At 66.8% G+C, this 14929-nt stretch carries 13 protein-coding genes; 9 read left to right on the plus strand and 4 right to left on the minus strand.

Annotated features, from left to right (window positions below; all coding sequences use genetic code 11):
* Positions 1–8: 8 nt before the first annotated feature.
* From HEB94_RS28850 to HEB94_RS28860, 3 genes are read right to left on the minus strand one after another with little or no spacing between them, the layout of a single operon-like run.
* Positions 9–1202, minus strand: coding sequence for an FAD-dependent oxidoreductase (locus HEB94_RS28850; RefSeq protein WP_192752794.1), 1194 nt, complete (start codon positions 1200–1202; stop codon positions 9–11).
* Positions 1199–1849, minus strand: a complete 651-nt coding sequence (locus tag HEB94_RS28855) for a TetR/AcrR family transcriptional regulator (protein WP_238361660.1) — start codon at positions 1847–1849, stop codon at positions 1199–1201. The genes HEB94_RS28850 and HEB94_RS28855 overlap by 4 nt, the downstream gene beginning before the upstream one ends.
* Before the next feature lie 2 nt (positions 1850–1851).
* On the minus strand, positions 1852–3081 hold the full coding sequence (locus HEB94_RS28860) for a cytochrome P450 (protein ID WP_238361661.1): 1230 nt from the start codon (positions 3079–3081) through the stop codon (positions 1852–1854).
* 124 nt (positions 3082–3205) lie between these two features.
* Here HEB94_RS28860 and HEB94_RS28865 point away from each other — a divergent pair, with 124 nt between their 5' ends.
* A complete protein-coding gene (locus HEB94_RS28865) occupies positions 3206–4690 on the plus strand; it encodes an MFS transporter (protein WP_337918036.1) in 1485 nt (494 codons plus the stop codon).
* Between the two features lie 21 nt (positions 4691–4711).
* Here the strand turns inward: HEB94_RS28865 and HEB94_RS28870 are convergent, their stop codons facing one another.
* Positions 4712–5362, minus strand: coding sequence for a TlpA disulfide reductase family protein (locus tag HEB94_RS28870; RefSeq protein ID WP_238362670.1), 651 nt, complete (start codon positions 5360–5362; stop codon positions 4712–4714).
* Between the two features lie 372 nt (positions 5363–5734).
* On the opposite strand from HEB94_RS28870, the gene HEB94_RS28875 reads away from it, so the two are divergent.
* From HEB94_RS28875 to HEB94_RS28910, 8 genes are all read left to right on the plus strand, one after another.
* Entirely contained in the window at positions 5735–7072 is a 1338-nt protein-coding gene (locus HEB94_RS28875; RefSeq protein ID WP_273376645.1) for an ABC transporter substrate-binding protein, read from the plus strand.
* 40 nt (positions 7073–7112) lie between these two features.
* Positions 7113–8090: a carbohydrate ABC transporter permease gene (locus HEB94_RS28880; RefSeq protein WP_192752798.1), complete on the plus strand. Its 978-nt coding sequence runs from the start codon at positions 7113–7115 to the stop codon at positions 8088–8090.
* A 9-nt stretch (positions 8091–8099) separates the two neighbouring features.
* Positions 8100–8927, plus strand: a complete 828-nt coding sequence (locus tag HEB94_RS28885; protein WP_192752799.1) for an ABC transporter permease subunit — start codon at positions 8100–8102, stop codon at positions 8925–8927.
* 39 nt (positions 8928–8966) lie between these two features.
* Positions 8967–9941, plus strand: a complete 975-nt coding sequence (locus HEB94_RS28890; protein WP_192752800.1) for a mannonate dehydratase — start codon at positions 8967–8969, stop codon at positions 9939–9941.
* Between the two features lie 305 nt (positions 9942–10246).
* Positions 10247–11377 (plus strand): ROK family protein, encoded by a 1131-nt coding sequence (locus HEB94_RS28895; RefSeq protein ID WP_202896611.1) that lies wholly within the window; start codon positions 10247–10249, stop codon positions 11375–11377.
* Positions 11378–11541: 164 nt separating this feature from the next.
* A complete protein-coding gene (locus tag HEB94_RS28900) occupies positions 11542–12645 on the plus strand; it encodes a substrate-binding domain-containing protein (protein ID WP_192752801.1) in 1104 nt (367 codons plus the stop codon).
* Positions 12646–12768: 123 nt separating this feature from the next.
* Complete coding sequence (locus HEB94_RS28905; RefSeq protein WP_192752802.1) at positions 12769–13623, plus strand: ATP-binding cassette domain-containing protein; 855 nt, start codon at positions 12769–12771, stop codon at positions 13621–13623.
* Positions 13620–14879 carry an ABC transporter permease subunit gene (locus HEB94_RS28910; protein WP_192752803.1) on the plus strand — a complete coding sequence of 420 codons (1260 nt, stop codon included), beginning with the start codon at positions 13620–13622 and terminating at the stop codon, positions 14877–14879. Before HEB94_RS28905 ends, HEB94_RS28910 begins: the two co-directional genes overlap by 4 nt.
* Positions 14880–14929: the final 50 nt, after the last annotated feature.

Consider the following 14929-nt stretch of genomic DNA (forward strand, 5'->3'; position numbering starts at 1 on the left):
CCTTCCGCTCAGAGAACCGCCATCCCGCTCGTGCGAGGCGCCGGAACGAGGAGTTCCTGTCGGCGCAGGCGGGTCTGTTTCGGCATGTTCCAGCCGAGGACACCGGTGACGGCGCCGTCGCGGCGACACAGCGCGACGAAGCGACGGTCTCCCACCGCGCCGTCCACGACGGTGACGTCGTCCTCGGGTCTGGGTGTCCCGAACACCTGGATCCTGGTGTCGTACTGGTCGGTCCACAGGTACGGCACGGGCTTGTACGGCAGGTCCGCGCCGAGAATGTTGGCGGCCACCGCGACGGCCTGCTCCGTCGCGTTGGTTCGGTTCTCCAGCCGCACCAGGTCGTCGAGCCCTTCGTGGTGCCAGCGGGCGACGTCGCCGGCGGCGTAGATCCCTCGCGCCGCTTGGCAACGTGAGTCGCAGACGACGCCGTTGTCGAGGCATAACCCGCTACCCGCGAGCCAGTCGGTCACCGGCGCGGCGCCGACCGCGACCACGACCAGGTCGGCCGGCAGCACCTCACCGGTGGCCAGCCGTACGCCGGTGACCCGGCCATCCCCACCAGCCAACCCGGACGCCGCGGTACCAAGGCGCAGGCTGACGCCACGCTCGGCGTGCAGTTCCGCGAGCAGCCCCGCGGCCAGCGGGCCCAGCTGAGCGGCCAACGGTGCGGGCTGCGGACCGGTCATGGCGACCGTGACACCCAGCTTTCGAGCGGTGGCGGCGATCTCGGCGGCCAGCACGCCTTCTCCGACGACCACCAGCCGCGAGCAGGTGGGCAACGCCGACCGCAGTGCCAGCGCGTCGTCGAACGTCCGCAACACGTGGACGCCGGCCAGGTTCTCCTGGCCTGGGAGCGTTCGGGGCGCGAGCCCCGTGGCCACCACGATCGAGTCGGCGCACAACGTACGTCCTGACTCGGTGTGGACAGAGCGACTCTTTGGATCCAGGGCGAGTGCCCGGTCACCCAGGACGAAATCGACGTCGAGAGCGGCCAACGCCGCCGGCGGCCGCAACCAGGCCCGCTCGGGCGTCCAGTCGCCGGCGAGGATCTGCTTGGACAGCGGCGGCCGGTCGTAGGGCTGGTGCGGCTCCGCGCCCAGCACGGTCACCGCGCCCCGGTGTCCCTTGCGGCGCAGGGCCTCGGCCACGCCGAGTCCGGCGGCCGAAGCTCCGACGACGAGGACGCTGGACTCAGCACTCACGCGTTCATCACCGGTGCGTTCGTCACCGGCGCCAGCCACTGGCCGACCAGCGCGTCGATCAGTCCGGTCGCGGTGTCGTCCCACGTCGCTCGGGGAGTGCCGGTGCCCTCTGCCAGCGCCCGCTCGCGTTCGGCGCACACGTGCTCGATGAGCAGGCGGGCCATGTCACTGCGCTCGCGTCGTACTTCTTCCGGCAACGCGGGCAGGCACGCGTGCAAACCCTCGATGACCCGCAGCAGCGACGGTCGTAGGAGCGCCTCGTCGATCATGATCGCCCGGAGCATGGGGTCGGTCGCCACCTGCGCGGCGAAGCGGGCGAACCAGGACGGGCTGCCCAGCGCGGCTAGGTGTTCGGTGTAGGGCCGCACCAGGCACGAGGCCCAGACCCGGAGATCGGTGGACTCGGCGACCTGGCCGAGCATCCGCAGTCGATGTCGCTCGATCTGCTCCTGGTGGCTGTGCATGATCGCGCGCACCAGATCGGTCTTGGTACCGAAGTGGTAGCCGACGGCGAAGTTGTTGCCCTGGCCCGCCGCCTCGCTGATCTGGCGATTGGACACGGTCAACCCGTGTTCGGCGAACAACCGCTCCGCGGCGACGAGGATCTGCTCCCGGGTCGCGCTGACCCGCTTGGCACGTACGGACATGGTCACCATCCCACCGGAACTTCCTGAAGGCCGGTGACGAGGAGTCCCTCGACGCGTCGCAGGTCCTCGCCCGCGACGGCGAGCCTCAGGGAGGGGACGCGTCGTAGCAGTACCTCGAGGACCGCCTGGAGTTCGGTGCGGGCGAGTGCCTGGCCAAGACACGAGTGCGGGCCGGCGCCGAAGGCCAGATGCGGGTTGGGGCTGCGGGTGAGGTCCATCTCGCCCGCGTGGTCGAAGGCGGTCTCGTCGCGGTTGGCCGCCGCCATGTCGCACACCACGGTGGTGCCGCGGGGGAGTGGTGTGCCGGCCACCTCGATCTCCTCCGTGAGATACCGCGCCATGCCGAAACCGAGGTTGGCGTCGTAGCGCAGTACCTCTTCCACCGCGGATCGGACGAGCGACCGGTCGGCCAGCAGTTGCTCCCAGCGTCGGCGGTCCACCAGCAACATCGCCGCCATCTTGCCGATCATGTTGGCGGTGGTCTCGTGCCCGGCGACAAGCAGGCCCTGACCGGTGGCTCGCAGGACCGCGTCGGGCATCGGGTCGCCGTCGGTGTCGGTGGCGGTGATGAGTTCGCTGAGCAGGTCCTCACCGGGCTCCGCACGCTTGGCGGTGATGTGGGCCTGCATGTACGTCGCGAACTCGGTCTGGGACGCCTCCACCTCGGCCCGCGTGTAGCGGGTCAGGTTGAGCAGCGTGTCCGACCAGTAGGCAAACCTGTCCCGGTCGCGGTCCGGAACCCCGAGCATGTCGCAGATCACCCACACGGGCAGGGGGAAACCCAGGCTTGCCCGCAGATCCGCGGGCTGTCCGCGTTCGACCATCTCATCGACGAGTCGCTCGGCCATCGCCTCGATCGCCGGGCGCATGGCGGCCATGCGTTTGACCGTGAACCACTTGCTGATCATCCGCCGCCACCGCTGGTGTGCCTCACCGATCTGGGGCAGTGCCGTCGCCATGGAGTTGTCGAAGACCCCACCCGACTCGGACAGACGCGCGGCGTCAGGGGCTCCGGTCCCCCGACCGAACCGCGGGTCGGCCAGCACCTGCCGTACATCGGCGTAGCGCGTGAGCAGCGAGGCTTCGTCCCCGCTGGGCAACTTCACCCGCGCGACCGGGCACTGCTCTCGCAGGCGCGCCCACTCCGCGGGGGGCTCGAGCGCCACCTGACGGGAGAGCGGGTAGTTCAGCACCTGCTCGTCAGACATCCGCTCGTCACCGGCACGACCCATAGTGACCTCCTCGGCACCACCCGTTCGTCGACAACCAGTGAACGTCGACTGGTACGTTAAGTCAAGCGACTGATTTAAATTCTGGTCGGCCGCATCACCTCCCCGCCAAGACGGAGACCTGACCGTGCCCAATGTCCCTCATGTCCTCGATGTCCCGGACGGACCGGCGCGCACGCCCGACGTGCCGCGGCCGCACACCGTCGTGGTGGTGCTGGCGCTCGCCGGCGTCGTGGTCTCGCTGATGCAGACCCTGGTGATCCCGCTGATTCCCGAGCTGCCCACCCTGCTGGGCGCCTCGGCGTCCGACACGACCTGGGCGATCACCGCGACCCTGCTCGCCGGCGCCGTCGCGACACCGGTGGTCGGTCGGCTCGGAGACATGTACGGCAAGCGGCGGATGCTCGTGGTGAGCCTGGTTCTGCTCGTGGCGGGATCGGTCGTCTGCGCTCTCAGCGACGCCCTGGCGCCGTTGGTCGTCGGTCGAACCCTGCAGGGCATGGCGGCCGGGGTCATCGCGTTGGGGATCAGCATCATGCGCGACGAACTCCCGGCCGAGCGACTCGCTTCGGCGACCGCGCTGATGAGCGCTTCCCTGGGGGTGGGCGGCGCGCTCGGCCTGCCCGCGGCCGCGTTCCTGGCCGAACGCACCAACTGGCACGTGCTGTTCTGGACGTCGGCCGTCCTCGGCGCCGTCGTCACCGTGTTCGTGGTGACCCTCGTTCCGGAGTCGGCCCGTCGCAGCGGCGGACGCTTCGACCTGGTGGGAGCGGCGGGGTTGTCCGCGGGGCTGGTGTGCCTGCTGCTGGCGATCTCCAAGGGCGGCGACTGGGGATGGACGAGTTCGCTCACCCTCGGGTTGTTCGCCGCCGCCGTCCTGGTGTTGCTGGCATGGGGATGGCAGGAGCTACGCACCGCGGAACCGCTGGTCGACCTGCGTGCCACCGCACGCCGCCAGGTCCTCTTCACCAACATCGCGTCCGCCGTGTTCGGCTTCTCGATGTTCGCGATGTCGCTGGTGCTTCCGCAGCTGCTGCAGCTGCCCAGGGCGACTGGTTACGGCCTCGGGCAGAGCATGCTCGCCGCCGGTCTGGTGATGGCTCCGACCGGGCTGGTGATGATGGCGACGGCACCGCTGTCCGCACGTCTGTCGAACGCGAGAGGGCCGAAGGTGACCCTGATGCTCGGCGCGTTCGTGGTCGCCGCCGGTTACGGCCTGGGCGTCGTACTGATGTCGACCATCTGGCAGCTCGTCCTGGTCTCCTGCGTGATCGGCGCCGGCATCGGCCTCGCCTACGGCGCCATGCCCGCGCTCATCATGGCCGCCGTGCCCGTGTCGGAGACCGCCGCGGCCAACGGTCTCAACACTCTGATGCGGTCCATCGGTACGTCGATGTCCAGCGCCGTGTCGGGTGTCGTCCTCGCACAGCTGACCATCACGCTCGGCTCCGCCACCCTCCCGTCCCACCAGGGTTTCCAGGTGGTCCTGGCGATCGGTTCCGGCGCTGCCCTCGTGGCTCTGGGACTCGTGGCATTCCTGCCCGGCCGGGGTCGCGCCTCGGCGGCGGCAGGGCCGGCGGCGGCCCCGTTCACCGATTCCCGTGCGGCCTAGGGACCGCTTCGCACCCCGCCATCAGGCCGGTGTCACCAGGACAGGAACAGCATCGGTGACGAGATCGAGCAGCGTGGTCCTGGTGATGGGTGCCGACACCATCGCCGCGACCCGGTGCTGCCGATCCAGAACCAGCGTCGTGGGCAGGCCGATCGGGCGTGGCCGTATCCCCAGCATCATCGATCCATCGGGGTCCCAGAGACTGGGATACGGCAGCTCGAATCGCCGGGTGAAGGCCTGGGCCTGCGGCTTCCCGTGGTCTTTGCTGACCACACCGATCAGTTCGACGTCGCGCGCCGCCAGGGCCTTCGCCGAGGCCACGAGCTCGGGAGTCTCCTTGCGGCATGGCAGGCACCAGGAAGCCCAGAAGTTCACCACCAGCGCGCGGCCGCGGTAGTCCGAAAGGCTCAGTTCGGCGCCATCGAGGGTGTCGCCGTTCATGCTCACGGACCGCTGGCGCTGGGGCTCCGGTATCAGTGCGATGCGCCCATCGAGGGGCGCATCGCCGATGCCAGAGTCCGAGCCTCGGCGCAGCACGGACTCGGCGTCGCGTTCGCAGACCGCGGCCACCAGGGCCGTGACCGCAGCCAGGACCACCGCTCGCCGCCGCACGTACGCGACCTTACTGTGAGGCGGGTTGCCGGCGCTGGAACCAACGCCGGTGGGCGACATCGTCGACACGGCTCGCAGGGCCGAGGCTCTTCCAGTTGGCGTCAGTGGCGGCCGGGTACTCGTGGGACAAGCACTGGCCGAATGGAAGACGTCATCGTCGGCAACGTCACCTTCACAGAGCAACCGCAGGGCCGTGATCGCGGTCAGATGCTGGAAACCGCGGAGGACCTCCATCTCCGGACCACCCGCGCCGGGTCGTGAACGGCCGCTGGCCGAATAGTTACAAACACCATTGACACGGCTGCGTACCGTAGCTAACTTAACCGGCGTCTCGTGCATGCATGCTTCCATCCTTCAACCCGCTGAAAATCGCTCCGCGTTTCCGCGGGCAGTGCGCATTCGAGAGTGGGTGTCATGCCGACCAGGCGGACCATGAGATTCGCCCGATTCGCTGCAGCCGCACTGTGTGGTTTGAGTTTGATCGCTGCCGTTGGATGCTCCGGCAGTTCGCCTTACTCGCAGTCAAGCTCGACAAAGAACGACGGATCTCCGAAGTTACAGGGGAGCGAGTTCACCTACTGGTACGGCCTGATCTTTTCAGACGCCGCAAACGAGGCGTTGGCAGCGCAGATCAGGGAGTGGGGAAAGATGCGAGGAGTCCCCGTCAAGCCGGTGCCGGTCAACCAGAACGACCTGGTCACCCAGGTATCTGCCGCGATGCAGGCAAAGACGATGCCGGACGCACTCGACATGTCGAGTGGGCTGATGATTCAGCTCAACAGCGAACACAACCTCGTCGACCTGACCAGCCTCTACGACCAGCTGGGCAAGCAGTACGGCGGGTGGCTTCCGGCCGTCGGCACCGCCAAGACCTATCCCGCTTACGGTTTCGGCGTACCCTACGGCGTGTCAGGGAACATCCTCTTTCGCCGACACGACGTCCTCGGCAAGGCCGGCTACCCAGACGACCCCAAGACGTGGGAGGACGTGGTCGGCGCGAGCATCAAGGCGCAGGATCCTCCGAAGACGAACGGCATGGGATTCGCACTCTCCAACGTGGGTGACGCGGAGAGCTTCGTCGAGGCCGTGTTGCATGACTACGGCGCACGTATCGCCAACGACTCGGGCACGGCCTGCACGCTGGACACACCGCAGACGCGGGAGGCAGTGACCCTCCTCAAGAGGGCCTGGGATGCCGGGCTCTTCCCCAAGGACTCGACGACCTGGGACGGGGCTGGCGACAACGAGGCGTACCAGTCCGGGCAGACACTCTTCATGGCCAACCCGGGCAGCGTGCAGGTCTACATGGCGGACAACGACCCCGAACTCAACGAGGGCACCCGCTATTCGCCCCTGCCGGCCGGACCCAGGATGCAGGTGTCTCCCGCCTCGCTGTGGAGTCGCGTCATACCCTCCAGCAGCAAGAACAAGGCGCTCGCCGAGGACCTGATCAAGTATCTCTCCAGGCCGGACAACATGGAGGAGTACTACAAGCACGCCATCTACGGGCCGGTGCTCGGCGACTATGCGAAGTTCTCCCTCTTCAACGAAGCTTCAAGTCCTGTCCTTGCTGGCCTGAAACAGCTGTCGCAGGTGGGAACCACAGCGTCCTATCCGGATGTGAACAACGTCGCCTACTCGAACTACTCCTCGACCTTCCAGGCGGCGAAGATGGTGCAGCGTGTCGTGGTGAACAACCAGAGCGTCGACGCGTCCGTGAGGCGAGCCCAGGCTGATTGTCAACAGATCTACCAGAGGGCAGGGAAGTAGTCCGCGGGCGTAGGTGCCCAGCAGCGCAAGGAGACTGTCCATGCCTTCGACAACGGGTTCCTCGCAGAGCGGGGTGGCGGTCAACGCTCGCGGACGTCTCGGCCGATCCCCGTGGCCCCTCCGCTCAGCGCGCGGACCGGGCGGGCGCGGTCGGCCACTGCCGGACGGCAGCATCCTCGGCTACTTCACCGTCGCTCCGGCGGTCGCCGTTCTGGCCCTCCTGGTGGTCTATCCGTTCCTCTTCTCCATCTGGATCAGTTTCACCAGCCGAACAGTCGCTGATCCTGGCCACTTCATCGGGTTCAGGAACTACCTGGAGTTGCTCGGCGACCCTGACTTCAGGACAGCACTGCGAAACAGCGTCGTCTATGTCGGCGCGGTTCAGGCCATCAAGCTCGTACTGGGGCTTGGTATCGCCAGCCTGCTGAGTCAACAGTTCAGAGGAAGGAATCTGTGGCGTGGCCTCGTGCTGCTGCCATGGGCGATGCCGGGGTTCGTCGCATACGTGCTGTGGAAACTGCTGTATGACGAACAGGGCGGGGCGTTCAACACACTTCTCCTGGCGACCGGACTGAGTGACAGCCGGATCGGGTTCCTGAGCGACCCGTCGCTGGCCCTGCCGAGTGTGATACTCGCTACCGTCTGGCAGGGGTTCCCGTTCTGGGTGATCATGTTCGTCGCGGCGATGCACTCGGTGCCCGCCGAACTCTACGAGGCCGCGCACCTGGACGGCGCCAACGCGTGGCAGCGCTTTCGGAACGTCACGGTGCCAGGAATACGAACAACCATTCTCGTCGTGTTGACACTCTCGACGATCTGGACGACGAACGCGTTCCAAGCGGTGTGGCTGACCACCCAGGGCGGGCCGTCGAACGCCACGACCATCGTCCCGGTCTATGCCTACCTCGGCCTACAGAACCTGCAGATCGGGCGCGCTGCCGCCGACTCGCTGTCGCTGGTGCCGATATTCGTCGTCTTCGTGTGGTTCGTCAGCCGAAAGCTCCGAGAGACGAGGTGAGAGTACGACGTGCGGCGCTCGACGTTACTCGAACGGTCTGTCCGCTACGCCTGCCTGGCGACGCTGGCGGTATTCATTCTGTTCCCGGTCTACTACATGATCGTGACCTCCCTGAAGTCCCAGCGGGAGGTCTTCCGGAACCCCGGACTCTGGATCAGTGAGCCGACACTGGCCAATTACGCCGAACTCGTCCGGAGCGGATTTCCACGCAGCTTGCTCAACAGCTTCGTCGTGGCGGGCGGGGCCACCGTGGTCTCACTGGTCGTTGGTGTGCTGGCCGCCTACAGTCTCGTGTGCCTCAGGTATCGACTCCGCGGCACGATCAGAAACGCCCTGATCCTGGCGTACCTCACTCCGTCCGCGTTGCTCTTCATCCCCATGGCGATCATCATGTCCAACCTTCGCCAGGCGGACACTCTGCACGGCCTGATGCTCGTGTACCTGAGCTTCACGACGCCGCTGGCGACCTGGCTGCTCATGGGGTTCTTCTCGTCTCTGCCGCCGGAACTGGAGGAGCAGGCCCGGGTGGACGGGGCCACGCGTATCCAGGCCCTGTACCTGGTGCTGATCCCCTTGGTGAGGCCGGGTCTGGTTGCCGTCGGCATCATCACCTTCACCAGCGGTTGGAACGAGTTCCTGTACGCGCTGGTGCTGAACCTGTCTCCGGAGGCGTACACCGTGCCGATCGCCATCAGCCATCTCATCAGCGGCGACGTCTACCGCTGGGGCGAGATCATGGCTGGATCGGTCATCGCCTCGGTACCGATCATGGTGCTGTACTACCTGGGCCAGCGGTCCGTCGTCGATGGGCTCTCGACCGGTGCGGTCAAGGGCTGACAGCTACCTATCCATGCGAGTCGAACCGAGAGGACAACGATGCGTGCTGGTTTCGGACAGTTCAGGGATGCCACGCCAGAGTACCTGCAGTTCGCCGCCCAGTTCGGGGCGACGGACGTGCTGTTGAACACCCCGAACCTGCCGGGTGTCAACGGACGGTGGGAGCTGTCTGACCTGGTGAAGCTTCGCCTCACGGTCGAGCAGTGGGGCTTGAGCCTGTCGGCGCTGGAGAACGTGCCGACCCACTTCTACGACCAGATCATGCTCGGCGGGCCACGGCGCGACCAGCAGATCGAGAACATGATCGCGACGGTTCGCAACATCGCTCGAGCAGGCATACCCATCTTCGGATACAACTGGATGCCCTCCCACGTGTGGCGAACACCGCCCAAGGCGATTCGCGGGGCGGCACTCGCCACCGCATTCGACTACGACTTCTCGAAGTCGATGCCTCTCACGCACGGCCGGGAGTACTCCGAAGAAGAGATGTGGGAGAACCTCGAGGACTGGATCAGGGTCATCACACCCGTAGCGGAGGAGGAGGGAATCCGGCTGGGGATCCACCCGTGCGACCCGCCGGTTCCCGAGCTCGGCGGGGTTCCGCAACTCCTGCGCAGTTTCGAGGCCTACAAGCGACTGATCGAGATCTACCCGAGCCCGTCGAACGCCATCGAGTTCTGCCAGGGCACCTTCTCGGAGATGACCGACGACATCTACGAGATGATTCGGTACTTCGGCTCGCGCGAGAAGATCCTCTACGTCCACTTCCGAAACGTCTCCGGGCCGGTACCGACCTTCCACGAGGAGTTCGTCAACACCGGCTACGTCGACATGCACAAGGCCATGCGCATCTACCACGAGGTCGGCTTCGACGGGTTCCTCATCGACGACCACGTCCCTCACACCCACGGTGACACTGCCTGGGGGCACCGCGGACGTGCCTTCGCGAACGGATACATCCAGGGCCTGATCGAAGGTGTCACGAAGGAGGCCGCGGAGCGGGCCGGTGGGTGAGCTGGTCTGATTTCCTGACGGTCTCGCGGCGGCGGGGAGAGCCGTTCGTCCGGACCAGCGTGATGCCAGGGTCCCGGCTGCGATCCGTGATCGACCCTTGACTGGTATGCGTCAGTTCGGGGCGCTATTGTCTTCAAGACATGTAACCAATGTCTTCAAGACATGTAGTCAGCACGGACGCCACGAAGCTCGTGTCCCGACGTGCGTCCGATGTGCCGCGCATGGCGGGTTGGGGGATCTTGATGGGTGCCGGCGGCTCGCGACCTCACCCACCGGGCTCGCAGTCGTCCCTGCACCGGGCCAACGTGGCGCGACTCCTGGGCGCGGTCCGCTCCGCGGGCGCACTCAGTCAGGCCGAGATCGCGCGACGCACCGGCCTGTCCGCGGCCACCGTGTCCAACATCGTGCAGGAGCTTGCCGCGGCCGGATCCGTCCAGGTCCGGCCCGGCCTGGCCGGTGGCCGACGGGTGCGGCAGGTGACCCTGAGCGAGACGGCGGGCACCGTCGTCGGTGTGGACTACGGCCACTCCCATCTCCGGGTCGCCGTCGGCGACCTGTCCCGACGGGTGCTCGCCGAGGACGCGGTGCCGTTGGATGTCGACGCCTCCGCCGCGGACTCCCTCAACCGTGCCGAGCAGATGATCGAGGACCTCCTGTGCGTCGCCGGCGTGCAGCGCTCGCAGGTGTTGGGAGTGGGGCTCGGTGTGCCCGGTCCGTTCGACGTGGACACCGGCCAGATCGGCTCCAGTGTGCTGCTGCCCGGGTGGGCCGGTGTCCGGCCGCAGCAGGCGCTGGTCGAACGACTCTGTCTTCCCGTGTACGCCGACAACGACGCCAACCTCGGCGCGCTCGGCGAGCTGGCCTTCGGCGCTGGGCAGGGCCAGAACGATCTGGTCTATCTCAAGGTGTCCAACGGGATCGGCGCCGGCCTTGTTCTGGGTGGCCAGATCTATCGGGGTGCCGGCGGCTCCGCCGGGGAGATCGGGCACATCACCCTGGACGAGGCCGGTCCGGTGTGTCGCTGTGGCAACCGCGGCTGCCTCGAGAGCCACGCCAACGCCGGTTACCTTCTGAGTCTGCTGCGTGACACCCACGGCGCCGACCTCACGGTGGCCGACGCCGTGGCCCTGGCCCGTCAGGGCGATCCAGGCTGCCGTCGGGTACTGTCCGACATCGGCCGGCACGTCGGCATCGGCGTAGCCAGCCTGTGCAACCTGCTCAATCCGCGCTGCCTGATCATCGGCGGCGACCTGGCTCCAGCCGGTGACCTGCTGGTGACGCCGCTCTACGAAGCGGTGGCCCGCTACGCGATACCCAGCGCGGCACGACAACTCCGAGTCGTGACCGGAACGCTGGGCGACCGGGCCGAGGTGCTCGGTGCGCTCGCCCTCGCGATGAGTGAAAGCGCCGGTGAGCACGCGGTCGTTCCCGCCTGAGCGGTGCGGTCTGGGCGCTCCGCCCAACCTTCTTTCAACTTCTGAACACTTGCCGGATATTTTTGTGATCAATCCTTCATTAGTTGACGACAACGGGTCGGCAAGGTTGACTGTCGTCACCCTGGCCGCGAGGGCGCGGCCTGTGTCCAGGAGGGTTGCAACACGTGAGGACCTATGTGCGCCGCGGCCTCGCAGTTGCCGCGGTCGCGCTGACGCTGTGTGCGTCGGCCTGCGGCAAGGCGAATCAGGCGAGTGGGAACGGCTCTGACAATGTCAGTGTCAACGACGGCTTCAAGGTCGGCGTCCTGCTGCCAGAGTCGAAGACAGCGCGTTACGAGAAGTTCGACCGGCCGTACCTGGAAGCGGACATCGCCAAGGCTTGCCCAAAGTGCACGGTTGAATACCGCAACGCCAACCAGAACGCCAACACTCAGCGTCAGCAGGTCGACTCGGTCCTCGCCGCCGGTGTCAAGGTGATCATTGTCGACTCGGTCAACTACAAGTCGATCCAGAGCTCGGTCAAGAAGGCCAAGCAGCAGGGCGTGCCCGTGATCGCCTATGACCGCCTGGCCACCGGGCCGATTGCCGGCTACTCCTCCTTCGACAACGAGAAGATCGGCGAGCTCCAGGGCCAGGCGTTCTTGACGGCGATCTCGAAGGGTGGCAACCCCAAGCGGGGCAAGGTCATCCTCGTCAACGGCTCACCGGACGACCCGAACGCGCCCGACTTCAAGAAGGGCATGCACAAGGTCCTCGACGGCAAGGTCAACGTCGGTGCGGAGTACGACACCACTGACTGGAGCCCTGACGGCGCCCGCCAGGAGGTCGGCGGTGCCATCAGCAAGATCGGCGCCAAGAATGTGCTCGGTGTCTACGCCGCCAATGACGGTATGGCAGGTGGCGCGATCGCCGCGCTGAAGTCCGCCAACGTCACCCCGCTTCCCCCGGTGACCGGACAGGACTCCGAACTCGCCGGCATCCAGCGGATCCTCAAGGGCGAGCAGTACGCGACGATCTACAAGTCCATCAAGCCGCAGGCCCAGGCCGCCGCGGAGATGGCGGTCGCCGCCGCGCAGGGCAAGAAGTGGACCGGCGGAAGCGCCACCGTGAACAACGGCACAGTCACCGTTCCGGCGAAGATCGTGTCCGCGCAGACGGTCACCAAGGAAAACATCCAGAGCACGGTGGTCGACGACGGCTACTGGAAGGTCTCGGAAATCTGCACCGCCACGTACGCCGCCGCCTGCACGGCAGCGGGCGTGAAGTGACGCCGAAGGCGTCGCGGATCCCGTGTTGGTGAACGTGTCGTCCCCGGTGTCGCCCAGCGGCACCGGGGACGCGTGTGAAGACGTATGGCTGCCTGGCTTACCGGCCGGGCGGAAGGACAGGAGATGGTTGAGGTGACAAGCGCACCGGCGCGGACGGACACGCCGATACTCGCGCTGCGCGGCGTCTCCAAACGGTTTGGTGCTGTGCAAGCACTCACCGAAGTTGATCTTACTGTGTACGCCGGCGAAGTTGTGGCCCTGGTTGGCGACAACGGTGCCGGCAAGTCCACGTTGGTCAAGACGATCTCCGGGGTGAGCACCGCCGACTCGGGCGTCATCGAGTGGCAGGGCCGGGCGGTCACGATCTCTCGACCCGGCGACGCGCAGCAACTGGGAATCGCGACGGTCTATCAGGACCTCGCCCTGGCCGACAACCTCGACGTGGTCGGCAACCTCTTCCTGGGCCGGGAGATCCGCAAGTTCGGGTTGCTCGACGAGGTCGAGATGGAACGCCGGGCCCGGGAACTCCTGGACACCCTGTCCATCAAGATCCCGAGCGTGCGGATTCCGGTCGCGTCGCTTTCTGGTGGTCAGCGCCAGACGGTGGCCATTTCCCGTTCGCTGCTGGGCGAACCGAAGATCGTGATCCTGGACGAACCGACGGCCGCGCTCGGTGTCGAGCAGACCGCGCAGGTGCTCGACCTCGTCGAGCGGCTGCGCGACCGTGGCCTGGGCGTGATCCTGATCAGCCACAACATGGCCGACGTGGGTGCTGTCGCGGACCGGATCGCGGTTCTGCGTCTGGGCCGCAACAACGGGATCTTCGACGCGCGCGACACCACTCAGGAACAGATCGTCTCGGCGATCACCGGCGCCTCGGACAACGCCGTGACCCGGCGGGCGTCCCGGCACCGTCCGGCCGACGAGGCGGAAGAGTCGCCGACCGAGGCCGGTAGCGACAGGGAGAGTGCAAAGTGACAACCGCCAAGGGTGCGCCCCCCACGCCGACGGTGGCGCAGACCGACCCACGGCTGGTGGTGACCCAGAGCGGCGTTCGTGGCTACCTCCACGAGACGTGGCGGCGGGTCCGCGGCGGCGAACTGGGCTCCTTCCCCGTCGTGATCGGCCTGATCGTCATCTGGGCGATCTTCCAGAGCATGAACTCCGGGTTCCTCGCTCCGGGCTATCTGAGCCAGATCAGCGTCGACATCGTGGCCACCGGCATGATCGCCACGGGCATCGTGTTCGTGTTGCTGCTCGGTGAGATCGACCTGTCCGTCGGGTCGGTGTCCGGGGTGGCAGCGGCCATCCTCGCCGTCGCGAACGTGCAGTGGGGTCTGCCCGAGTGGGAGGCCGTGCTGCTGGCCGTCGTGGTGGGCATGGCGATGGGCCTGTTGCACGGCTTCTTCTTCGCCAAGATCGGCGTACCGGCGTTCATCGTGACTCTCGCCGGCCTGCTTGGCTGGTTGGGCTTCATGCTCTGGGTGCTGGGCTCCACCGGTTCCTACAACCTGGACAACTCCAGTGGCCTGATCGACCGGCTGTCCGGCACCTACTTCGAGGAAGTGATCTGGGGCTACGCGCTCGCGATCGTGGTGGCGGTGGGCTACCTGCTGTTGGGCCTGTACGGCCGGCAGCGCCGGGTGCGAGCGGGTATCCCGGCCCGTGGCCTGCCGGAGATCCTGCTGCGCAGCGTGTTGCTCGGCGTCGTGCTGCTCGCCGTCGCCGTGGTGTTCAACCAGGCCCGTGGCCTGCCGTTGGCGCCGGTGATCTTCCTGGTGTTCGTGGTCGGCCTGGACTTCGTGCTGCGGCACACGGCGTACGGTCGCAAGGTGTTCGCGGTTGGCGGCAACGTCGAGGCGGCGCGGCGCGCCGGTATCAACGTGACAGCGATCCGGATGAGCGTGTTCGCCATCAGCGGCACCATGGCCGCGATCGGTGGCGTGTTCTTCGCGTCGGTCAACCAGAACATCACGAAGTCCGGTACCGGGCAGGACATCCTGATGGATGCGATCGCCGCCGCCGTCATCGGTGGCACCAGCCTGTTCGGCGGGCGCGGCAGCACCTTCTCGGCGCTGCTCGGTGTCCTGGTCATCCAGTCCATCGCCGCGGGTATGAACCTCGTCGGTATCACGGACTACGCGCAGTACATGGTGACCGGAGTCGTCCTGCTGGCCGCGGTGGTCATCGACTCGGTCTCGCGGCGTAGCCAGAAGGCCTCTGGCCGAGCCTGATCCAACGATCGAGGCCAGCAGGTCGGGAGAGGAGTCCCGCTCTGCCGGCC

Source organism: Actinopolymorpha pittospori (genome assembly GCF_014873875.1).
Taxonomy (GTDB): Bacteria; Actinomycetota; Actinomycetes; order Propionibacteriales; family Actinopolymorphaceae; genus Actinopolymorpha; species Actinopolymorpha pittospori.

Coding starts and splice junctions, on each gene's coding strand:
- HEB94_RS28870 (WP_238362670.1), bottom strand. CDS start 5,362: ATGTCGCCCACCGGCGTTGGTTCCAGCGCCGGCAACCCGCCTCACAGT.
- HEB94_RS28875 (WP_273376645.1), top strand. CDS start 5,735: ATGAGATTCGCCCGATTCGCTGCAGCCGCACTGTGTGGTTTGAGTTTG.
- HEB94_RS28860 (WP_238361661.1), bottom strand. CDS start 3,081: ATGGGTCGTGCCGGTGACGAGCGGATGTCTGACGAGCAGGTGCTGAAC.
- HEB94_RS28905 (WP_192752802.1), top strand. CDS start 12,769: ATGGTTGAGGTGACAAGCGCACCGGCGCGGACGGACACGCCGATACTC.
- HEB94_RS28855 (WP_238361660.1), bottom strand. CDS start 1,849: ATGTCCGTACGTGCCAAGCGGGTCAGCGCGACCCGGGAGCAGATCCTC.
- HEB94_RS28880 (WP_192752798.1), top strand. CDS start 7,113: ATGCCTTCGACAACGGGTTCCTCGCAGAGCGGGGTGGCGGTCAACGCT.
- HEB94_RS28890 (WP_192752800.1), top strand. CDS start 8,967: ATGCGTGCTGGTTTCGGACAGTTCAGGGATGCCACGCCAGAGTACCTG.